Source organism: Lysobacter sp. GCM10012299, from assembly GCF_042649405.1.
In the GTDB taxonomy this organism is placed as follows: Bacteria; Pseudomonadota; Gammaproteobacteria; order Xanthomonadales; family Xanthomonadaceae; genus Lysobacter_J.
In genome coordinates, this window is the sequence record NZ_JBHRZC010000009.1 from 23,009 (window position 1) to 43,431 (window position 20,423).

The 20,423-nt window shown below is 66.8% G+C and carries 18 protein-coding genes; 8 read left to right on the top strand and 10 right to left on the bottom strand.

Annotation, left to right across the window (positions count from 1 at the left end; all coding sequences use genetic code 11):
• Positions 1–14: 14 nt before the first annotated feature.
• The 3 genes from ACFOPO_RS17525 to ACFOPO_RS17535 all read right to left on the bottom strand — a co-directional run bounded on the left by ACFOPO_RS17525 (position 15) and on the right by ACFOPO_RS17535 (position 1,858).
• Positions 15–596 (bottom strand): manganese efflux pump MntP family protein, encoded by a 582-nt coding sequence (locus tag ACFOPO_RS17525; protein ID WP_386704924.1) that lies wholly within the window; start codon positions 594–596, stop codon positions 15–17.
• Positions 597–674: 78 nt separating this feature from the next.
• A complete protein-coding gene (locus ACFOPO_RS17530; protein WP_386704926.1) occupies positions 675–1,346 on the bottom strand; it encodes a class I SAM-dependent methyltransferase in 672 nt (223 codons plus the stop codon).
• Between the two features lie 152 nt (positions 1,347–1,498).
• On the bottom strand, positions 1,499–1,858 hold the full coding sequence (locus tag ACFOPO_RS17535; protein ID WP_386704927.1) for a hypothetical protein: 360 nt from the start codon (positions 1,856–1,858) through the stop codon (positions 1,499–1,501).
• Positions 1,859–2,063: 205 nt separating this feature from the next.
• Between ACFOPO_RS17535 and ACFOPO_RS17540 the strand changes: the two genes are divergently transcribed.
• Positions 2,064–2,690, top strand: a complete 627-nt coding sequence (locus ACFOPO_RS17540; protein WP_386704929.1) for a DUF4136 domain-containing protein — start codon at positions 2,064–2,066, stop codon at positions 2,688–2,690.
• A gap of 4 nt (positions 2,691–2,694) precedes the next feature.
• Here ACFOPO_RS17540 and ACFOPO_RS17545 read toward each other — a convergent pair whose 3' ends face one another.
• Positions 2,695–3,510 (bottom strand): hypothetical protein, encoded by an 816-nt coding sequence (locus ACFOPO_RS17545; protein ID WP_386704931.1) that lies wholly within the window; start codon positions 3,508–3,510, stop codon positions 2,695–2,697.
• Between the two features lie 103 nt (positions 3,511–3,613).
• On the opposite strand from ACFOPO_RS17545, the gene ACFOPO_RS17550 reads away from it, so the two are divergent.
• The 4 genes from ACFOPO_RS17550 to ACFOPO_RS17565 all read left to right on the top strand — a co-directional run bounded on the left by ACFOPO_RS17550 (position 3,614) and on the right by ACFOPO_RS17565 (position 7,033).
• Positions 3,614–4,588, top strand: coding sequence for an iron-containing redox enzyme family protein (locus ACFOPO_RS17550; RefSeq protein WP_386704933.1), 975 nt, complete (start codon positions 3,614–3,616; stop codon positions 4,586–4,588).
• Positions 4,585–5,013 carry a VOC family protein gene (locus ACFOPO_RS17555; protein WP_386704935.1) on the top strand — a complete coding sequence of 143 codons (429 nt, stop codon included), beginning with the start codon at positions 4,585–4,587 and terminating at the stop codon, positions 5,011–5,013. The genes ACFOPO_RS17550 and ACFOPO_RS17555 overlap by 4 nt, the downstream gene beginning before the upstream one ends.
• 12 nt (positions 5,014–5,025) lie before the next feature.
• Positions 5,026–6,402, top strand: coding sequence for an aspartate aminotransferase family protein (locus ACFOPO_RS17560; protein WP_386704936.1), 1,377 nt, complete (start codon positions 5,026–5,028; stop codon positions 6,400–6,402).
• Positions 6,403–6,541: 139 nt separating this feature from the next.
• On the top strand, positions 6,542–7,033 hold the full coding sequence (locus tag ACFOPO_RS17565) for a transposase (RefSeq protein ID WP_386704937.1): 492 nt from the start codon (positions 6,542–6,544) through the stop codon (positions 7,031–7,033).
• Between the two features lie 131 nt (positions 7,034–7,164).
• Here ACFOPO_RS17565 and ACFOPO_RS17570 read toward each other — a convergent pair whose 3' ends face one another.
• The 3 genes from ACFOPO_RS17570 to ACFOPO_RS17580 are packed head-to-tail and all read right to left on the bottom strand — an operon-like array spanning position 7,165 to position 9,445.
• On the bottom strand, positions 7,165–7,908 hold the full coding sequence (locus ACFOPO_RS17570) for a DUF2063 domain-containing protein (RefSeq protein WP_386704938.1): 744 nt from the start codon (positions 7,906–7,908) through the stop codon (positions 7,165–7,167).
• Entirely contained in the window at positions 7,901–8,758 is an 858-nt protein-coding gene (locus tag ACFOPO_RS17575) for a DUF692 domain-containing protein (RefSeq protein WP_386704939.1), read from the bottom strand. Before ACFOPO_RS17575 ends, ACFOPO_RS17570 begins: the two co-directional genes overlap by 8 nt.
• 15 nt (positions 8,759–8,773) lie before the next feature.
• Complete coding sequence (locus tag ACFOPO_RS17580) at positions 8,774–9,445, bottom strand: DoxX family protein (protein ID WP_386704941.1); 672 nt, start codon at positions 9,443–9,445, stop codon at positions 8,774–8,776.
• A gap of 230 nt (positions 9,446–9,675) precedes the next feature.
• On the opposite strand from ACFOPO_RS17580, the gene ACFOPO_RS17585 reads away from it, so the two are divergent.
• Entirely contained in the window at positions 9,676–10,935 is a 1,260-nt protein-coding gene (locus tag ACFOPO_RS17585) for a cation:proton antiporter (RefSeq protein WP_386704943.1), read from the top strand.
• Positions 10,936–11,021: 86 nt separating this feature from the next.
• Here ACFOPO_RS17585 and ACFOPO_RS17590 read toward each other — a convergent pair whose 3' ends face one another.
• From ACFOPO_RS17590 to ACFOPO_RS17600, 3 genes are read right to left on the bottom strand one after another with little or no spacing between them, the layout of a single operon-like run.
• Complete coding sequence (locus tag ACFOPO_RS17590) at positions 11,022–12,323, bottom strand: sugar MFS transporter (protein WP_386704945.1); 1,302 nt, start codon at positions 12,321–12,323, stop codon at positions 11,022–11,024.
• Between the two features lie 28 nt (positions 12,324–12,351).
• A complete protein-coding gene (locus ACFOPO_RS17595) occupies positions 12,352–13,224 on the bottom strand; it encodes a polysaccharide deacetylase family protein (protein WP_386704946.1) in 873 nt (290 codons plus the stop codon).
• On the bottom strand, positions 13,190–15,694 hold the full coding sequence (locus tag ACFOPO_RS17600) for a glycoside hydrolase family 3 N-terminal domain-containing protein (RefSeq protein ID WP_386704948.1): 2,505 nt from the start codon (positions 15,692–15,694) through the stop codon (positions 13,190–13,192). Before ACFOPO_RS17600 ends, ACFOPO_RS17595 begins: the two co-directional genes overlap by 35 nt.
• A 295-nt stretch (positions 15,695–15,989) precedes the next feature.
• Here ACFOPO_RS17600 and ACFOPO_RS17605 point away from each other — a divergent pair, with 295 nt between their 5' ends.
• Together ACFOPO_RS17605 and ACFOPO_RS17610 are read left to right on the top strand one after the other, a co-directional pair.
• Positions 15,990–16,997 (top strand): LacI family DNA-binding transcriptional regulator, encoded by a 1,008-nt coding sequence (locus tag ACFOPO_RS17605; protein WP_386704950.1) that lies wholly within the window; start codon positions 15,990–15,992, stop codon positions 16,995–16,997.
• 303 nt (positions 16,998–17,300) lie between these two features.
• On the top strand, positions 17,301–20,342 hold the full coding sequence (locus tag ACFOPO_RS17610; RefSeq protein ID WP_386704952.1) for a TonB-dependent receptor: 3,042 nt from the start codon (positions 17,301–17,303) through the stop codon (positions 20,340–20,342).
• The last annotated feature ends 81 nt before the right edge of the window (positions 20,343–20,423 follow it).

Genomic DNA, 20,423 nt, shown 5'->3' on the forward strand with positions numbered 1-20,423 from the left:
GCCGCTGCCGGTGATCACCCAGCCGCGGCGTGCAGGTGCTCGTAGAGGATGCCGGTGCCCACCAGGATCAGGATCACGCCGCCGGCCATCTCCGCACGCTTGCCGATCAGCGTGCCGAGCACGCGACCGGCCATGATCCCCAGCGTCACCATCGTGACGGTGCACAGTCCGATCACGACGGCGACGATCAGGATGTTCACGTCGACGAAGGCCAGGCCAACGCCCACGGCCATCGCATCGATGCTGGTCGCCAGGCCGGTCAGCGCGACCGACCACAGCCCATCCCTGCGTCCGCCGACTGCCGCGGCTTCAACCTCGTCCTGGCCGGTGACGGCTTTGTAGATCATGTGCAGGCCGAGCGCACCGAGCATGCCGAAGGCGATCCAGTGGTCCCATTGCTCGATATGGCGCGAGGCCGCGGTGCCCAGCAGCCAGCCGATGATCGGCGTCAGGCCTTCGACCACGCCGAATATCAACCCGATCCGCAGCGCCTGCGGCCAGCGCGGTTTCAGCATGCCCGCGCCCTTGCCGAGCGCCGCGGCGAAGGCATCGGTCGACATGGCCAGGCCGAGCAGCACGGTGGATACCGGATTCATCGCGAGGCACTCCCGTTTGGCCGGACAGGGTGCTCGTGTCTGCGACGCGCGGCAAGAGCCTGCGACGTGCAGGCTGCGTCAGGCCACGGCGGCGGGAGCGACGCGGGAGTAATGCAGCAGCCGGCCGCGGTACGGCGGCAGGTCGTTGTCGTCCATCGGGCAGCGCTCCTCGACCAGCGCGAAGCCCTGGGTGGCGAGCATGCGGGTGAAGCGCGTGCTGTGGCCGCGGCCGGGATCGGTGAGCACGATTTCGGCCGTCGGCTGCGCGTGCCTTTCGACAACGCTGGCCAGCAGCAGGGCGTGATCGAGTTCGTACAGCACGTCGCTGGCGATGATCAGGTCGAAGTGCCCCAGCGTCGGCAGCGGCACATCCCAGCGCAACTGGCGATAGTGCAGCGCCGGCAGCGCGTTGAGCGCGGCGTTGTACGCAAGGAAGGCCTCCGCCAGCGGATGCATGTCGGATGCGACCACGTTCGCGCCACGCCCTTGCAGGACCAGGCTGGCCAGGCCGATGCCGCAGCCCAGTTCCAGGACGCGCTTGCCGGCGACGTCGAAGCGGTGCATCGCCTGCGCAAGCAGGCGCCCGGCCGGCCACACCTGGCCGAACAGGCTCCACTGCGCCGAGGAAATGCCCAGTCGTTCGCCATGGCCGTCGGGATCGGAGTACTGCTGCTTGTCGCTTAGGACGCGCAGGCGATAGTCGTGGCCACCGATGGGCACGACCTGATTTCGCGTTGTATAGCCCGGCATGTGGCGCTCCCGGTGCCTCGCATGGAGGCGGGTGGTCGTACGTGGGGGGAGCGAGGAGGGCGGGCGCTGGGCGGCCGAACGAACGCGCGCGTGTGTGGCGGGTGTGGGGGCATGCTACACCCTGCTTCCCGGGTGCGCTGCGCTTACCCGGGCTACTTTTCGTAGGTGAGGGTGACGTCTGCGGCGTTGTCTTGTTGCTTGAACACGCGTGCGCTGCCGAGGCCGGAGACGGTCACGGTGGTGTCGGAGTCCCAGCGGACCTTGAGCGGGACGTCGCCGCCGAGGATCAGTGCGTTGCCGGGGATGTTGGCCAGCTGGGCCGAATGCGGGAGCACGGCGACCTGCGTGTTGCGCTCCGTCGTCGGCCCGCAGTTGCGATGGAAAACAATCGCGCGCGTTTTGCCTGAAGGCGAGGGCACGACGGTCACCTGGTCGTTCCTGCACATGTCGCCGCAGCCTGTCACGACAATGGCCAGCGCGGCGACAAACAGACCCGGGAATAGCCGCTTCATACTCGCGCCTGTTTGATCGGTTCGTGCGCCATAGCGTCACCCGGGCCGGTGATGGCGCGGTGAACGCGCGCACGTCGTCACGCCTGTTTCACATGCGCTGATCGGACGATTGCCGCGGAGCAATGCTTTCGAACCGAACTCCGGCCACTGGCTGGGGCGCCACGAGCGCGTTGATCGTCACGTCCCAGAATCCGGAGCCTCCTACATGAATCGCCTGCAGTCCTCATTGCTGTCCTGTGCACTGGTCTTCCTGCTGGCACCGATCGCCGCGCCCGCGCAGGCGCCGCAGTCATCGGTCCAGGTGTCGAAACCCGCCACCTCCCTGCCGGGCACGCGCTACGCCTGGGTGGCGATGCCGCCGCAGCAGGCAGCGGAGTTCGACAAGCGCGTGCAGGATCCGAAACTGCGCCAGCGCGTGCAGGCGGCGCTGGACAAGGCACTGCAAGCCAAGGGCTATCGGCGCATCGAGGACGTCCGCCAGGCCGACATCGCCGTTGCCTATCGCGTCGGCGTGCGCGACACCGAAGAAACCACGGTGCGCGACACGGGACTGGCCAGCGCCAACGAGACCGCCGTGCAATGCAAGGCCGGCGGCTGTTCGCAGATCGTCACCAAGGGCGACAACGGCGTGCCGGCGGTGAAGCTCGACACGAAGATGATGGTGGAAGGCGGCTTGCTGGTGGAAGTGCTGCAGCCGGCCGATATCCGCGTGCTGTGGCGCGCGCTCTACCGCGGCTCGGTGCGGGCCAGGAAGGGTGCGTCGGTCAACCTCGACACCGTGGCCACGCAGACGCTGGCGCAGCTGCCGACGGCGCGCGCTGCCGCGAAGTAAGCCTTCAGGGCACGCCCGGCGCGCGAGGACGGCTACCGCGGCGTCCCGCGCGCAGCGACGCCCGCACGCGCCGCAGCGGCGCCTTCAGCGGCAGCGCGAGGTGCCGGTAGAAGAACGACACCACACGGCGCGACACCGGCACGCGGCGCGCAAGCCCCTCTTCGATGGTGTACAGGCAGGGCGCGCAGATGCCGCAGGGCCTGCCGCGCACGGGCGTGTGGCAGAACCAGGTCATGTCCATGATCGCGCTCCAGCCCTCCGCGTCGGCCTGCCGGTCGATGCCCACCTTGTCGATGTGGAACAGCGGAAAGCTGAAGTAGCGGAACAACCGGTACTCGGCGGTGCCGGCATGGAGGGGGTCGACGCGGATGTGGCGGTAGCCGTCGGGGTGGTCCGATTCCAGCGCGTAGGGCCGCACCAGCGCCTGCACCTTATCGTCTACGTGCACGCCCAGTTCCATCGCGTCGATCGCGTTGTGCTTGCAGAACGACGGCAGCCACGCGTACTGGCTGCCGATGTACATGCGCCGGCGGATCTCCCTCAGCGCGGCATCGATCTCGTCGTCCTCGACGACGTCCCGCACCGAGGCGACCCGGATCGGCTGCAGCAGCCCGCGGGTGTGCGGATAGGTGGCGCGCAGGTGGTCGCCGATGCGGACCATGGTGTCCAGCTCGATCCGCGTCGACGGCCTGGTCGGGTCTTCGAGGTAGTACGGCGTCACCGGAACGCGGTGCTGCAACAACAGCTGCAGCAATCGGAACGTCGAATCCCACCCGCCCGTCCAGAGCAGGTTTACGTTGGATTTATCGTTGCTTTGCATCGCTTGCATCGCATCACAGTACATCCGATGTCGTGTGTCCTATATGGCACGTCGGGCCGTGAACAAAACCTGCACGAAGAATTGCGCAAATTCAAAACGCATCGTGAACCGCAACACCGGCGATCTCGATGATGAATACGAGTCAGCGCCGCTGCAGGGCGCGCAAGTCAAATGTTCAGTGAACCAGCGCTCCAAAATGCGACTTGCGGGTCTACGCGGAGTGAAATGCGGCTCTGCTTTTCGAAGCTATGCTCGCCCCGACCTCTCCAGGGCTGGACGAATGACATTGCTGAAGAGCCAAGGTGCGCAGGCCACACCATCCTCCATCGAGTCCGGCGCGCTGATACCCGGTGCGCTGCCTTCGGGCACATGGGACCGGGACAGCTTCTGGCAGTTTGCCGACGCGGCAAAGGAAGCGACCGAAGCGCTGGCGGCGCAAAAGATGAAAGTCCTGCCGCAGCTTTCGATCGAAGACCTGCGCCAGGTCTGCGTGCAGTACCGCTTCTTCACCATCGACTACATCAGCGATCTGGCCCTGTTGCTGGCGAAGCTGCCATTCGGCGGTCTTCGCAGCCTGCTCAGCGAGATCCTTGCCGAAGAGCTTGGCGAAGGCGATCCGGACAGGGCGCATCCGGCCATCTACGACCGCTTCCTGGCGACGATAGGTGTCGAGCCCGAACAGCTGCAGCGCTGCATTCCCGCCAATCGCAAGAACCTGGACAGCCTCACGCGACAACTGTCCGCACGCAGTTCCGCGTTTGGCGTCGGCCTGCGCGGAATGGGCGGCGAGTGCCTGTGCCAGACCTACTTGTCGGTGTTGTTCGAACACCTCAAGACCCATCCCTACATGGTCGAGCATGCCGACCGCATCGACTGGGAGTTCTGGACCATCCATACCGGAGAACAGGACATCATCCACGGCGAGCTGACGCGGCAGGCCATCGACGACTACATCCGCCACGAGCCCGAAGCGCTGTCGGACCTGGCCGACGGCTACGAATGCAGCATCACCGCATGGAACCTGTTCTGGCAGAACATCTTTGCCAGCTGCGCGATCCGGCCGGGCACGGTGTCATGAACGCAGCCAGGCCGCTGACCCAGTTCCACCTTGCTTTCCCGGTCCGTGACCTCGATGAGGCACGCAACTTCTATGGCGGCGTGATCGGTTGCCCGCAGGGCAGGAGCGACGTCAACTACCAGGACTTCGACTTCTTCGGCCACCACCTGGTCGCCCACCTCGGCGGCGACGGCCGGCCCGCACTCGACAGCCAGTTCGACGGCGAGGCGGTGCCGGTGCCGCACTTCGGCATGAACCTGGACCGCGCGTCATGGGAGACGTTGGCCAAGCGGCTCAGAGCGGCCGGCGTCGCCTTTGCCGAGGAGCCGCACCTTCGGCTGAAGGGCAAGCCCGGCCAGCACGTGACGATGTTTCTCTTCGATCCCTCGGGCAATGCGCTAGAGTTCAAGTCGTTCGACGACCCGACTCAAACCTTCATCCCCTGAGGCGTAAAGCCAATGCGTGACGTCTCCCCCGATGGCGTGGCCGGTGCGGGCGCCGCACGGTCTGCCGCTGCCCGCGACGATCGGCTGCACGTGCTGCATTCGTGGTCGGCCCATGGCGCGCTGGATCCGCTCGTCGTCACCGGCGCTGCCGGTGTGCACTTCCACGACGAGAGCGGACGGCGCTGGCTCGATTTCTCCAGCCAGCTGGTCAACGTCAACGTCGGCCACCAGCACCCGAAACTCATCGCGGCGATCAAGGCCCAGGCCGACGTGCTGTGCACGGTCGCGCCCTATCACGCCAACCCGGCGACCAGCGAAGCGGCGCGGCTGATCGCCGAAGTCGCGCCGGAGGGCTTGAACCGGGTCTTCTTCACCAACGGCGGCGCGGAAGCGATCGAGAACGCGATCCGCATGGCGCGCCTGCACACCGGCCGCCACAAGGTACTGACTGCGTACCGCAGCTACCACGGTGCGACCGCTGGCGCGATCACCGCGACAGGCGACCCGCGACGCTGGGCGTCCGAACCGGGCGCGCCGGGCTTCGCCCGCTTCTGGGGACCGTACCTGTATCGCTCCCCGTTCCATTCCGCGAACACCGCAGAAGAATGCGAGCGCGCGCTGGCGCACCTTGCCGACACGATCATGGTCGAGGGTGCCAAGGGCATCGCCGCGATCGTGCTCGAACCGGTGATCGGTTCCAGCGGCGTGCTGGTCCCGCCCGATGGCTACCTGCAGGGCGTGCGGGACCTGTGTGACCGGCACGGCATCATGCTGATCGCCGACGAAGTGATGGTCGGTTTCGGTCGCTGCGGTCAATGGTTCGCGATCGACCACTGGAAGGTGGTGCCGGACCTGATCACGTTTGCCAAAGGTGTCAACTCGGGTTACGTGCCGCTGGGCGGCGTGATCATGAGCGACGCGATCTCGGCCAGTTTCGAATCGCGCGCCTATCCCGGTGGATTGACCTACGCCGGCCATCCGTTGGCCTGCGCGGCGGCGGTGGCCTGCATCGGGATCTACAAGGAAGAGGGCACCATCGAACATGCCCGGCGCCTTGGCGACGAAGTGTTCGCGCCGGCGTTGCAGGCGATGCAGGCCAGGCACCCGTCGGTCGGCGACGTTCGCGGGCTGGGCGGATTCTGGGCCATCGAGCTGGTGCGCGACCGCGCGACGCGCGAACCGCTCGTGCCGTTCAACGCCAGCGGCGCGGACAACGCCCCGATGGCGGCATTCGCCGCCGCCTGCAAGCAGCGTGGACTGTGGCCATTCGTGGTGGGCAACCGCCTGCACGTGGCGCCGCCGCTGGTCATCGACGAAGCGACGCTACGTGAGGGACTGGCGATCATCGACGAGGCGTTGGATACCGCTGATCGGTACAGCGTGGGTTAGGCACGGACCCGGGTGCGCTTTGCTTACCCGGGCTACACCCGGCGCCCTACACGTAGCCCGGGTAAGCGAAGCGCACCCGGGGCAACGAAGCCCCCTACCATCACCCCCTGGCACACGGACCCGTGCCGAGGGCCCACCGATGGTGCGATACCGCCGCAACCCCATCGCCGGCGCGACGTACTTCATCACCGCGACCCTGCGCGACCGGCGAGACGACGCGCTGATCCGGCACGTTGACCTGCTGCGCGCGTCCTGGATTCGCGCGCGGCAGCGGGTGCCGCATGAAATCATCGCTGCCGTGATCCTTCCAGACCACCTGCACACCGTGATCAGGATGCAGGACGACCGGGGCGACTACTCACGCCTGTGCCAGGAGATCAAGAAGGGGTTCACCAAGCGCTTGGGTGCGCCGTCGCCCTGGCAACCGCGCTTCTGGGAGCACACCATCCGGTCGGAGGCCGACTTGTCGGCGCATGTGGATTACGTGCATATCAATCCGATGAAGCACGGTTTGGTGTCACGGGTTTGCGAATGGCCGCATTCGTCATTTCATCAATACGTGCGGCGAGGAGAATTGCCCGAGGATTGGGCGGGCGTAACGGAATTCGCCAAAGGATTTGGCGAGCGGTGAGGGCCCCGGGTGCGCTGCGCTTACCCGGGCTACACCCCCTCCCCGTAGCCCGGGTAAGCGAAGCGCACCCGGGATCGCGGCGATCGCCCCAACCCGTAGCCCGGGTAAGCGCAGCGCACCCGGGATCGCGGTCACGCAACCGTGCCGACCACCACCCCCTGCGCCCGCAACGCCTGCAACAACGCCCGACCTTCCTCGAACATCGATGCCGCGTCGGCCCCGCTCTGCGCCGCAAGCGCCGCCAGGTGCTCCCGCCCCGTCCATGCATTGGCCTGCAACGAAACCAGCAGCGCATACACCAACGGCGCGATCCGCGCGAAGCGCACCTGATGCTCACTGTCACGATGCACCAGCAGCGACGTCGGCGTGTCCGGTGCCACGCTCGGCAGATAACCAGGCCCGATATCCGTCACCGGCCATCGATACGCCAACGGCAACGCGAGCGGCGACAGCAACGGCACGCCGTCGATCAAATCACCCTCCGGGTCATGCGCCGCCACCTGCGCATCGCTGGTGAACAGCTTCTGCTCGATCCACTCGTAGTGCGCCAGTTCCGGCAGCCACGCCGGCAGGTCGCCGTCGGCGTCGCGATGCTCGAGGTAATCGACGAACTCCCCGGCGATCTGCGGAAACAACGGCGTGCGACTGCGATGGCCGGAATAGAACGCGCGCACCAGCGCCTTCCAGCTCGTCTCGCCCAACGTCTCGCGTATCACCGGAAAACCGCCTGCCAGCAAACCCTCCATGGCGTTGAAGAACAGCTCCCGATAGATCCGCAGCCGCCGCTCGCCGAGGCCGGGCGGTGGCGGGTTGGCGGCGGGATCGCGCAGATGGCGCGCCAGGACGAACTGCTGCTCACGAAGAACCTCATGCATGGATCTGCTCCAGCAGGCGATGGCGGTCCGCGTGCGCGGTCTGCATCATGCGGATGCGCCCGGTCTCGCCGAGCAGTACCGCCAGTGGCGGAAAGTTGAAGTCGCGCTCCAGCAGCGTGGGGCGCACGCCGAAGCGGCGGTAGGCGCTGTCCAGCAGCGACCAGACGTCGTCCTTGACCGGTGCACCGTGCGTATCGACCTTCAGGTCGATGTCTTCGTCGAAATGGCCGGCGATGTGGTACGAGGCAATCCGCTCGTGTGGCAGCTGCGCCAGGAATGCGTGCGGGTCGTAGCCGTGGTTGATCGAGTTTATGTAGAGGTTGTTGACGTCGAGCAGCAGGTCGGTATCGGCCTCGACCAGGATGGCATTGATGAAATCGATCTCGGCCAGCGCCTGGTACGGCGCTGCGTAGTACGAGACATTCTCCACCGCGATGCGCCGGCCCAGCACGTCCTGCACCTGGCGGATGCGCGCGGCGACGTGGCCGATGGCCTCGTCGGTGAAGGGGATCGGCATCAGGTCATAGAGATGGCCGTCGTCGCCGGTGTAGCTCAGGTGCTCGCTGTACAGCACCACGTCGAAGCGGTCGTTGAACTGGCGGGTGCGGCTGAGCAGCTCCATGTCCAGGGGCTCGCTGCCGCCGAGCGACAGCGACAGCCCGTGCGCGCTGATCGGAAAGCGCGCCGACAACTGCGCCAGCTGCTCGCCGAACCTGCCGCCAACACCGATCCAGTTGTCGGGTGCGACCTCGAGGAAATCTACCGGGCCCTCGTCCATGGCCAGCAGTTCCGGGATCAAGCCGCGGCGCAGTCCAAGGCCAGCGGAAGTGGAGGTGATGATGGAGCGCATGAGGACTTCTCCGGATCAGGCGGCGGCGTAACGGCCGCCAGGCTGCGAACGCAGGCGCGACCACACCAGCAGGCCGACGCCGGCGAGGGCGGCAACACCACCGAACCACGGCAACAGCATCGCCACGGTGGCGCCAACGGCGAACAGCACCAGGCCCCATGCCGACGTGTCGGCAACCGGGGCCGCGGCCGGCACCGGACGCAATGCAGTGATCACCCGGTCGAGGCTGAAGCGGCCGCCGCCGTTGAGCATCAGCGGCAGCAGCATCACCAGGTAGATCAGCGGCAACTTGTAGTTGCCATGACCGTCGTTGCTGATGGCGTAGCCCTGCCACAGCTCCGACAGGCTCGACCACTCCGACGGCCAGTGCACGGCGTAAATGGCGACAACCGTCAGCACCCACAGCGTGGCCGCGGCGTAACGGGTGCCGATGCCCAGCAGCAGCGCGATGCTGCCGATCAGTTCGAACCAGGTGGCGAGCGTCCAGTTGATGTTGGCGCCCAGGAGCGAGAACGGCAGCGGGAACTTGTCGGCCAGGTCACCGAACCAGTTGTCACCCTGCAGCTTCTCGCGACCGGCTTCGAAGAACTCCCACGCCAGCAGCACGCGCAGGCCGAGCGGGGAGAGCCATTGGCCGACGCCGTCGACGCGCGACAGCAGTCCGGAAGTGGGGGTGGCGGTGGTCATTGCGGGTTCCTCGGCGAGGCGATGGGATTCGATGGCCTCATTTCGGGGCCGCGAGGTATCCCCCGGTTGTCGCCTGGTCCGCGGTTTTGTCTTCGAGCTTGGCGTGGATCGGCGGGGATACGTTTCGATACAAACCCGGGCCCGGTCGATCCGTCGAAGCCCAGATGAATCGGGAGCGTCGGCGGGCCGGGCCACGCAACCGCGAAACAGGTGTTCCATCGCCGTTGCAGATGGCTATGATCGGCATCGTGCCGTCACTAATCGCCGCTGCCCTCGACACCCTCGTCTTCGTCGTCCTCGCCTGGTGCGTGTGGCGCGCGCTGGGCCGATCCATTCCGATCGCGGTGATCCCGATCATCATCGGCCTGGTGCTGGCCGCCAGCGGTGCAGTGCCTGCGAGCTGGGGCCTTCCCTCGGTCATCGGCGACAGGATCGGTTGGGCCGGCGTGCTGCTGCTGGCCTTCGCTGCCGGGCTGGAGACACGCCAGGAGGCGCACCTTCCGGCCCAGTCGGGTACGACCACGCAGACGCACGCGCGCAGGCTGCGCTTCATTGCCAGCGCGGCGGTGGCGCTGTTGCTGCCGTTCTGCGTCGGCACCGTTGCCGCGCATTTCCATTTCACCCAGTTGCCCGGCTGGGCGGCGCCCCGTGGTGGCGAATGGCTGGGGTCGCTCGCCATCGGCCTGTGCGTCGCGGTCAGCGCGCTGCCGGTGCTGATCGGCATCGTGCGCGAACTGGGGCCGTTGCATCGTCCGTTGTCGCAGCTGGCGTTGAGCATCGCGGTGATCGACGACGCGGTGCTCTGGATCGGTTTGGCGGCGCTGCTGCTGGCGGCCGATGGTGGCTCGCTGCTGGATGGGGTTTCGGCGGTGCAGTGCGTTGCGCTGCTGCTGCTCGTGGCACTGGCCGTTACCGCAAGCGTGATCAAGCGGATGGGTGTCTCGCCGCCGCGCTGGGTGGCGTGGGCGACGCTGCCGGTATTCCTGGCGGCGGGCTCGTGGTCGACGTCGCAGCTGGGGCTGCACGAATTGCTCGGTGCCTACTTTGCCGGCGCGATGGTGCCGCAGGCCTGGGCGAGGAAGTTGCCGGTCGAGCGTATCGGCCAGTTCGCGTTGCTGGCGCTGGCGCCGTTGTTCTTCGGCCACAGCGGCATGAAGATCGACGGCGAGGTGCTGGGGTGGGCGTCGTTGCAGGCTTCGGTCTTGCTGCTGGTGCTGGCGGTGAGCGCGAAGCTCGCCGCCGTGCTGGTCTGCCCGCCTGCGCCGCATCTGCAACGACGTGAAGCCTTGGCCGTTGGTGCGCTGCTGCAGTGCAAGGGGCTGATGGAAATCGTCGCGGCCACGATCCTGCGCGACAAGGGCCTGCTGTCCGAGCACGCGTTCGCGGCGCTGGTGACGCTGGCCGTGCTGTCCACGCTGCTCACTGGCCCTGCGTTCCGGTGGCTGGTGCGGCAGCGGGCGGTGGAGTCTCCGGGCCGCGAGTTGGCCTGAGTTTCTTCTGTCTACGGAGGGGTGTCGTCCCCAAAACAAAAGGCCCCTTGCGGGGCCTTTGTCATTGCCGATCCGATCGCTCCGCGTCAGTGCCGCGGATGCGCCAGCGCCGCGCTCTCGGCCTGGCCCAGGCTCTCGACCACGCGCGATCCGCGGGCGCCATACCAGGCGATGTAGGCGTAGCAGACCAGCGGCACGGCGAATGCGGACTGGATGCCGATGCTGTCGGCCAGCGCGCCCTGCAACATCGGCACCAGCGCGCCGCCGACGATCGCCATCACCAGCAGGCTCGAGGCCTTGCCGGTCAGCGGGCCCATGCCTTCGATCGCCGAGGCGAAGATGGTCGGGAACATGATCGAGTTGAACAGGCCGATCGCGAGGACGCTCCACATCGCGAGGTTGCCGTGCGTGCCCATCGTCGTCGCCAGCAGCGCCGCGGCGACGACGGCGAACAGCGCCAGCAGCTTGCGTGCGTCGATCACGGTCATCAGCGCCGCGCCGATGAAGCGGCCGACCATCGCGCCGCCCCAGTAGTAGACGAGGTAGCGGCTGGCGGTGGCTTCGCTCAGGCCGCCGATGTCGGGCTGGGCCATGTAGTTGATCAGGAAGCTACCGATCGAGACTTCGGCACCGACGTACAGGAAGATCGCCAGCACGCCCCAGCGCAGGTGCGGGTGCTGCAGCGTCTCGCGGTAGGTGTGGTGGTGCAGCTTGTCGCCGGCGTCGGTCGCTTCACGCAGTGACGGGATGCGCAGCAGCAGCACCAGTGCCGCCATCGCCAGCAGGCCACCGGCCAGCATCAGGTACGGCACCTGCACCGACTGTGCCTGCGTGGTCTTGTACGCGGTCACGGCCTCCGGTGCCATCGCCGCCAGCTGGTCGGCGCCGAGCACCGCGCCGGACAGGATCAGCGGGCCAATGAAGTACGGGAAGACCGTCGTGCCCAGCGAGTTCAGCGCCTGCGCCAGGTTGAGGCGGCTGGCCGAGGTGGCCGGGTTGCCGAGCAGGCTGATGTACGGATTGGCCGCCACCTGCAACAGGGTGATGCCGCTGGCCAGCACGAACAGCGCCGCCAGGAACACCCCATACGACGGCAGCCGTGCCGCCGGGTAGAACATGGCCGCGCCCACCGCGGCGGTCAGCAGGCCGACGACGATGCTCGACTTGTAGCCGATCCGCGAGACGATCGCGCCCGACGGCAGCGACATCAGGAAGTAGGCGCCGAAGAAGGTGAACTGGATCAGCATCGTCTGCGCGTAGTTCATCGCGAACACGGCTTTCAGGTGCGGGATCAGCACGTCGTTGAGGCTGGTCATGCCGCCCCACGCGAAGAAGATCAGGCTGATCATCGCGATGGTGACGGGGGTGGAGAGCTGGCGTTGGTTCATGTGGGCTCCGCTGAAGAAAGGATGGGCCTCAGGGGGCGCCCGGTGTTTTGTTGGCCGCAGCCTGCTGCTGCCTGACGTGGGTCATGATATTGACGAAAGTATCGACCCAATACACGTCGCGGTGCCTGGCCAGGTAAACGAGCAGCTCCTCGTGCGCATCGGCAGAGGTGGTGAGGTAGTCGCCGCCGACGCCGTGGAAGGTGAAGCTGACCAGCCCGTGCTGGCGCCTGGCCTCTTTCACCAGCTTGATCATGTCCTTGCCGGACAAGCCATCGGTGGTGATCACCGTGACCGCGGACGGGTTCATGTGGGCGACATCGGCGGTGACGGCACGGCCGCCGATGCGGATGCCGGCGAAGGCATCGGCGACCAGTGGCAGGTAATCCTGGCCCTGTGCCGACGACTCGTTGCAGGGCAGCGCCATCGTGCGGACGGTCTTGCCGTCGATGGCGTTGAGCATCGTGCTGGCCAGCAGCACCTGGTCCTTCATCTGCTGTGCGGTGGTCGTGTCGAGGTCGCGCTGCGGTTCGACCCAGTCGTGGCCGGAAGCCGAGCGCGAGCACTGGTGGAACAGCGTATGGTTGCCCAGCTCATGGCCGTTGGCGGCGGCGGCACGCCAGTCGGCCAGCCGCGCCGCGACCGGCTTGTTGGCCATCACCAGGAAGAACGTCGCCTTGAATCCGTGCCTGTCCAGCGCCGGGATGGCGATGTCGAGCTGCGAGTCGAGCGCGTCGTCGTAGCCCAGGCTGACCGCGGCCTGCTGGCCCTGCGGCCATGCGAAAGGTTCGGCGGCAACGACGGACGGCGAAGCGCCCAGCAGCGCCAGCAGGACCAGCGCCGCCGCAGCGGCGCGGGCCTGCAGCCGGTTACGGCGCCGGGGCCGGGGCACAGTCGATCGCATTGGCTTGCCTGGCCGCACCGGCGACCACCGCAATCCGCGTGAACGCTGCCGCGAACGGTGCCTGTGCCGAGACGCTGAAGGGCACATCGACGGCGCCGACATCCACCTTCTGGTTGCCGAAGCAGCGCAGCGACACGTTGATCGTCACCTTCTTGCCGATGCCGGCCGCGAGCAGTTGCGGCGCGATGTCGACGCTGCCCGACACCTTGCCCGAGCCCATGCCCAGCAGCACCGGCGAAGTCGGCGCCTTCTGCACCACAACGTCGAACTGCAGGCCGCCGTCGGCGAAGGCGAGGGCGTTGAGGTTGTTGGGGCCGACGCTGCGTGCCAACACGCGTGCCGGCGCCAGCCAGGTCACCGACTTCGCATCCTGCTGTGTGTTGATCTGCGTCGTGGCGACGCGGATGGCCGGCCTGGCCTTGGGCCACTCCAGTGTGTCGTTGAGCGAGGCACCCACCGCCTGCGTGGCGCCAGCGGCTTCGACCTGCAGCTGGAACGGCGCCGCATCGTTGGTGCTGAAGATCGGCAGCGAGGTCGCCGGGCCGCAGGCGTCGACATGCGATTCGCCCAGCTTCGGCACCGCAACCGGCTTGGCATAGGTCAGGCCATAGCCGCGCGCGAACAGCGGCGGGCGCTTGGCATCGGGCCGGTTCTCCGGTGCAGGGCAGGCGACGCCTGGCCACGAGAACGACAACCGGCCACGGAAGTCGAAGCCTTTCGCCGCCACCAGCGCATCGGCGACGCCGCCGCCTTCCGAGCCCGGCAACCATGCCGCGACGAAGGCGTCAGACAGGTTGATCAGGTCGTTGCTGTAGAGCGGGCGGCCGGACATGAAGACCGTCACCACCGGCTTGCCGTGTGCGGCGGCCGCCTTCAGCACGGCCAGGTCCTCGGGATGGCGGCGACTGTGCGCCATCGTGTCGGAACCGATGATGTCGCCGTTGGTTTCGGCGTACGGCGTTTCGCCGATCACGGCGACGACGACGTCGAACTTGCCCGGGTTGGCGGTGCCGGTCGCGTCGAAGGTCACGTGGTCCGCGCCGAGGGCGTCGCGCAGGCCAGTCAGCACCGTGTCGGCGTTGAGGTAGTCGGCGCTGGCGTTGTCGGTGCCCTGCCAGGTCAGCGTCCAGCCGCCGGTCTGGTTGGTGAAGCTGTCGGCGCTCTTGCCGACCACCAGCACGCGCTGGCCGCGCTTGAGCGGCAGCGCCTTGCGTTCGTTCTTGAGCAGCACCAGCGATTCGCGCACCGCCTCGCGGGCGAGTTCCCGGTGCACTAGTGCGTCGGCCTTGCCGGCGTAACGGCCATCGGAGGGCTTACGGTCGAACAGGCCGGCACGCAACTTCACCCGCAGGATCCGGGTGACGGCATCGTCGATCCGCGCCATCGGGATCGTGCCGGCCTCGACCTGGGCGATGGTGTTGGCGATGAAGGCCTTCCAGTCCTCCGGCACCATCACCATGTCGATGCCGGCATTGATCGCCTGCGGACAGCTGGCATTGCTGCAGCCGGGCACCTGGGCGATGCCGTTCCAGTCGGAGACGACGAAACCGTCGAAGCCCATCTTGTCCTTCAGCGCGCCGGTGAGCAGCGCCTGCGCGCCGTGCATCTTGCCGTAGTCGACGCCGCCTTCGACGTCGTCCCAGCTGTTGAACGAGGCCATCACCGTCTGCACGCCGGAGCCAATCGCACCGTAGTAGCCCTGGCCGTGGACGTTGATCATCTCCGCACGCGTGACCAGCGCATTGCCCTGGTCGCGACCCATGTCGGTGGCGCCGTCGCCGATGAAGTGCTTGGCCGTCGCGACCACGGTGCCGTCGCCGCGCAGGTCGCCCTGCAGGCCGCGGATGTAGGACGCGGCATAGTCGTGCACCACCGCCGGGTCCGACGAGAAGCTCTCGTAGCTGCGCCCCCAGCGCAGGTTCTGGGCGACGGCAAGGGTCGGCGCGAACGCCCAGTCGATGCCGGTCGCGCGCGTGGCCTGCGCGGTGGCGTGGCCGATCTTCTCGACCAGCTGCGGATCGTGCGCCGCGCCCAGGCCGATGTTGTGCGGGAACAATGTCGCGCCGACCACGTTGTTGTGGCCGTGCACCGCGTCGGTGCCCCAGATGACCGGGATGGGGTTCTTGACCGCTGCACTCATCGACGCCTGGTGGTAGGCGTCGGCCAGCGCCAGCCAGTCCGCCACCGTGGCGTGCTTGTTCATCGCCGGCCACGAGCCGCCGCCGTTGAGGACCGAGCCGATGTGGTAGCTGCGCACCTCGTCGGGCGTGATCGCCTTGATCTCCGGCTGCGTCATCTGCCCGATCTTCTCGGCCAGGGACATGCCGGCAAGGATCCGGGCGGCGCGCGCCTCGATGCCGGGGTCGGGACGGACGGCGCTGTCGACGTGCGGCCAGTCCTGCAGCACCGGCGCCGCGCCGGCGGCATTGCCGTTACCGCCATACAGAAACAGTGCCGCTCCTATCGCCAAAAGACTTGCTCCAACGAAAGCTCTCGCCTGCACCGTTCTATTCCCCAGCCGGTTGACAGCGCTGTCAATACTAGGGCTGGCGCGCCCTTGTCAACGTTCCTGCCTGCTGCGCGTACTGGACTGTGGACTCGTCCCGAGTTGGCCGATGCCGATGCCGGCGGGACTGTTGCGCTGCAGCAAGGCTTTGCGATGCATACTCTGGCCGCTCGGAGCCCATGTCCTTTCCTGTCATCGCAGGCGGCCATGGTTCTGGCACCATCTGCCGCGTTCCGCCCCCTGGAGCATCCGCCGCTCAATGCGTATTCGAATCGAGGATGTCGCCGCCGCCGCCGGCGTGTCGATGAAGACCGTCTCGCGCGTGCTCAACAACGAGCCGAACGTGCGCGAGGAAATGCGCGACCGCGTCATGCAGGCGGTGACCGAGCTGCAGTACAAGCCCAATCCATCCGCGCGCAGCCTGGCAGGGCAGCGCTCGTACAGCGTGGCGCTGGCCTACAACAACCCGTCACGCAACTACATGATGGAAGTGCAGAACGGCATGCTCGAGGCTTGCCATGCCAGCAATTACAACCTGTTCCTGGCCGCGGTCAGCCTGGGCCGGGAGCGCGTCGCCGACATACAGGGCCTGTTCCGCAACTTCGGCCCCGATGGTGTGTTGCTGATCCCGCCGCTCACCGACGACAAGCTGATCATCGACGAGCTGGAGAAGATGGGCGTGCCGTTCGCCTGCATCGCGCCCAAGAACGCCGCCGGCCGGATAGGCGTGGCCATGGACGAGACGACCGCGGTACTGGAACTGATGGCCAAGCTGGTCGAGCTCGGGCACACGCGGATCGGACACATCAAGGGCGCCGCCGCGCACGGCGCCTGCCGCTGGCGCTTCGACGGCTACCGCAAGGGACTCCAGAACGCCGGCATCGATTTCGACCCGGAGCTGGTGGTGCAGGGCGCGTTCTCGTTCGAATCCGGGTGCGCCGGTGCGCAGGCGCTGCTGGACCTGCGCAAGCCACCGACGGCGATCTTCGCCGCCAACGACGACATGGCGGCCGGCGTGATCCGCGTTGCACGCGAGCGCGGATTGAACGTGCCCGGCGACCTCTCGGTGTGCGGCTTCGACGACACGCCGATCTCGCGGCACATCTATCCGTCGTTGACCACCATCCGCCAGCCCACGTCCGAGATGGGCCGCCTTGCCACGCTTGAACTGCTGGCCAGGATCCGGTCGCCCGAAGCAGGGCGCATGTTGCGTGTCGACCATGCACTGGTGATGCGCGAATCGACGCAGGCGCCGTCGCGCCGCTGAGCCATCGTGCTTGACTGCTCGCGCGCACGCGTATGCGTGCGTATGTGCGAGCGCGCACGAAGCGCACAAATGCTAGCGCTACCACTGGCGCGGCGATGCTGCGAATCGCAGGGCACGTAGCCTGTATCGCTGCACTGCACAACGAAAAAATCCCTTGAAAACAGCTGTTTCGTACTGAAAAGCACGTCCTGAAAGGGGTGTGTTGACAGCGCTGTCAATCCGACGTCAAATCCCCTCGCACTAAACCTGCGGGCAGCGTGGCGACGCCTGCATCTCTATCGTGAATTCTGGGGAGGAGTTTCGATGAAGCAGTCGCGTGTCGCCCCCAAGCGCACACTTCTTGCGTCGGCATTGCTGCTGGCATTGGGCCAGCCGCTGTATGCGCAACAGACCACCAACACCACCAACACGTCCGAGGCCGGGCAGCGCTCGGCCACGGTCGACGAGGACGCGCGGACGCTGGATACCGTCGTGGTCCAGGGCATCCGCGGAAGCCTGACCTCGTCGATGAACCTCAAGCGCGACTCGCAGGGTGTCGTCGACGGCATCGTCGCCGAGGACATCGGCAAGTTCCCGGACACCAACCTGGCCGAGTCGCTGCAGCGCATCAGCGGTGTGTCGATCGACCGCTCGCTGGGCGAGGGCGCGCGGGTCACCGTGCGCGGCATCGGCCCGGACTACAACCTGGTCATGCTCAACGGCCGGCAGATGCCGGCATCGAGCAACGGCAACGGCGCCGGCGTGTCCAACTCGCGCGCATTCGACTTCGCCAACCTGGCGTCGGAAGCGATCTCCAGCGTCGAGGTCTACAAGACCAGCCGCGCCAGCATCCCGCCCGGCGGCATCGGTGCGACGATCAACATCCGCACCGCGCGGCCGCTGGAGTCCGAGCCGGTCATCAATGTCGGCATGAAGGGCGTCTACGACACGTCCAATGGCAACCTGCCCGATTCGCTGCAGGGTCATGACATCACCCCGGAAATCTCGGGCATCTTCAGCCAGCGCTACCTCGACGGCACCTTCGGCGTCGCCTTGACCGGCAGCTACCAGGAACGCGACTTCGGCTTCAGCCAGGTCGGCGTGCCCAACGGCTGGCGTCCGTTCCGCGGCGACGAGAACAACTGGGGCACGATTCCGCAGCCGGGCACGCCGGGCTCGGAGAACATCACCAACCGCCCCGGTCCGACCGACATCTACTCGGTTCCGCAGAACCTCAACTACAGCGTCAACGGCGTGCAGCGCCAGCGCACCAACGGCCAGCTGACCCTGCAGTGGGCGCCGGCCGACAACATCACCACGACGCTGGACTACACGTACTCCGAGAACAAGATCCAGCAGCAGCGCAACGAGCTGTCGGTGTGGTTCAACTTCGGCCCGTCGGTGTCCTCCTGGACCGACGGCCCGGTGGCTGCGCCGTTGATCTACAAGGAAATCATCAATCCGGCGACCAGCGACGTCTCGATGGGCGGCATGCGCCTGGCGAACGTCAACGAGAACAAGTCGCTCGGCTTCAACGTCGACTGGGACATCAGCGACTCGCTCGACCTGTCGCTGGACTACCACAACTCGTCGGCCGAAACGCGTCCGGACAGCCCGTGGGGCTCGGCCGGCGTGCTGGGCATGTCGGCGTTCGTGCGCGGCGACACCACCGCGGACTTCACCCGCGACTTCCCGGTGGTGACCATCGCGCTTCCGCCCGGCGTGTCGCAGGTGGAACCGTCGCAGGCGCTGGTGTCGGGCTCGGTGTTCAACAACGCCTACAACAAGTCCGAGATCGAACAGACCCAGCTCAAGGGCCGTTACGAGTTCGGCGAGTACTCCGGCCTCGACTTCGGCGCGTCCTACACCGATGTCGAGAACCGCACTGCCTTCGGCTTCATGCAGCGCGATACCTGGGGTGGCGTGGGCACCGCCGCGGACTACGACGACAGCATCTTCTCCCCGGACAACATGGGGAACTACTTCGAGAGCTTCTCCGGGCACAACGCCTCGTCCTTCACCGACCGCTTCCTGCTGTTCGATTTCGATCGACTGCGCGCGCGGGCAGCGGAGCTGACCGGGCACCCCGAGTGGTACCGCGCGCCGGACGCCTTCACCCGCGACCTGCGCACGGAAGAGAAGTCCACCGGCGGCTACATGCAGTACACGACCACGTTCAACTGGTCGATGCCGCTGAACCTGGCCGCCGGCGTGCGCTACGAGAAGACCGAGGTGACCTCGTCGGCACTGGTGCCGACCGCCACCGGGATCTCCTGGAGCGCCGCCAACGAGCTCAACCTCAACTTCGGCGAGCCGGGCTTCGCGACGCTGCGTGGCGAGTACGACTACTGGCTGCCCAACCTCGACGCCAGCCTCGACATCACCGACAGCATCATCCTGCGCGGCAGCTACAGCCAGACCATTGGCCGGCCGGGCTGGGCGGACATCCAGGGCGGGCGCACGCTCGACCAGATCGTGCGCGTCGACGGCGGCACCGGCACCCAGGGCGATCCGTCGCTCAAGCCGCTGCTGTCGGACAACTTCGACCTGTCGTTCGAGTGGTACTTCGCCGAGTCCAGTTACGTGTCGGTGGGCTACTTCCGCAAGGACATCGAGAACTACATCGGTACCTCGCAGATCATCGACGTCGGCGGCAGCGACGGCGAGACGCCGTTCAACCTGCACACGCCGGTCGGCGGCGGCTACTGGAACGCGGCGCTGGCCAACGGTTGCCCGCAGGCCGACGTGGTGTGCATCCGCAACTACATCCTTGGCAACTTCAACGGCCAGCCGGGCGTGACCCGCACCGGCACGGATGCCAACGGCAACGCCACCGGCACGATCAACGGACTGGCCAGCGATCCGCTGGCGAGCTTCAAGATCACCACGCCGGCCAACAAGCAGGACTCCACGCTCGACGGCTGGGAATTCAACATCCAGCACGTGTTCGGCGAGACCGGCTTCGGCGTCGCGGCCAACTACACCATCGTCGACAGTCCGGACCTGAACTACGACAACGCCGTGCTCGGCGGACAGTTCGCCCTGGTCGGCCTCAGCGACTCGGCCAACCTGGTGCTGTTCTACGAGAAGTACGACTGGTCGGTCCGCGCGGCCTACAACTGGCGTGACCAGTTCCTGTCGGCGGTGTTCGACGGCTCGGGCATCCCGAACCCGAACTATGTCGATGATTACGGCCAGCTCGACATCAGCGTCGGCTACCAGATCAACGACCACATGTCGGTGCAGTTCGAGGGCATCAACATCACGGACGAAACCGTGCGCGTGTTCGGCCGGAATGAGCGGCAGACGCTGTTTGCCACCCAGAACGGTCCACGTTACATGCTCGGTTTCCGGTACCAGTTCTGATGTTCTGACGGTTGCAAGTCACGGGAGCCGCCGGCACGCTGGCGGCTCCCGTTTGCTGTACGGGGCCAGGGGGACGATTTG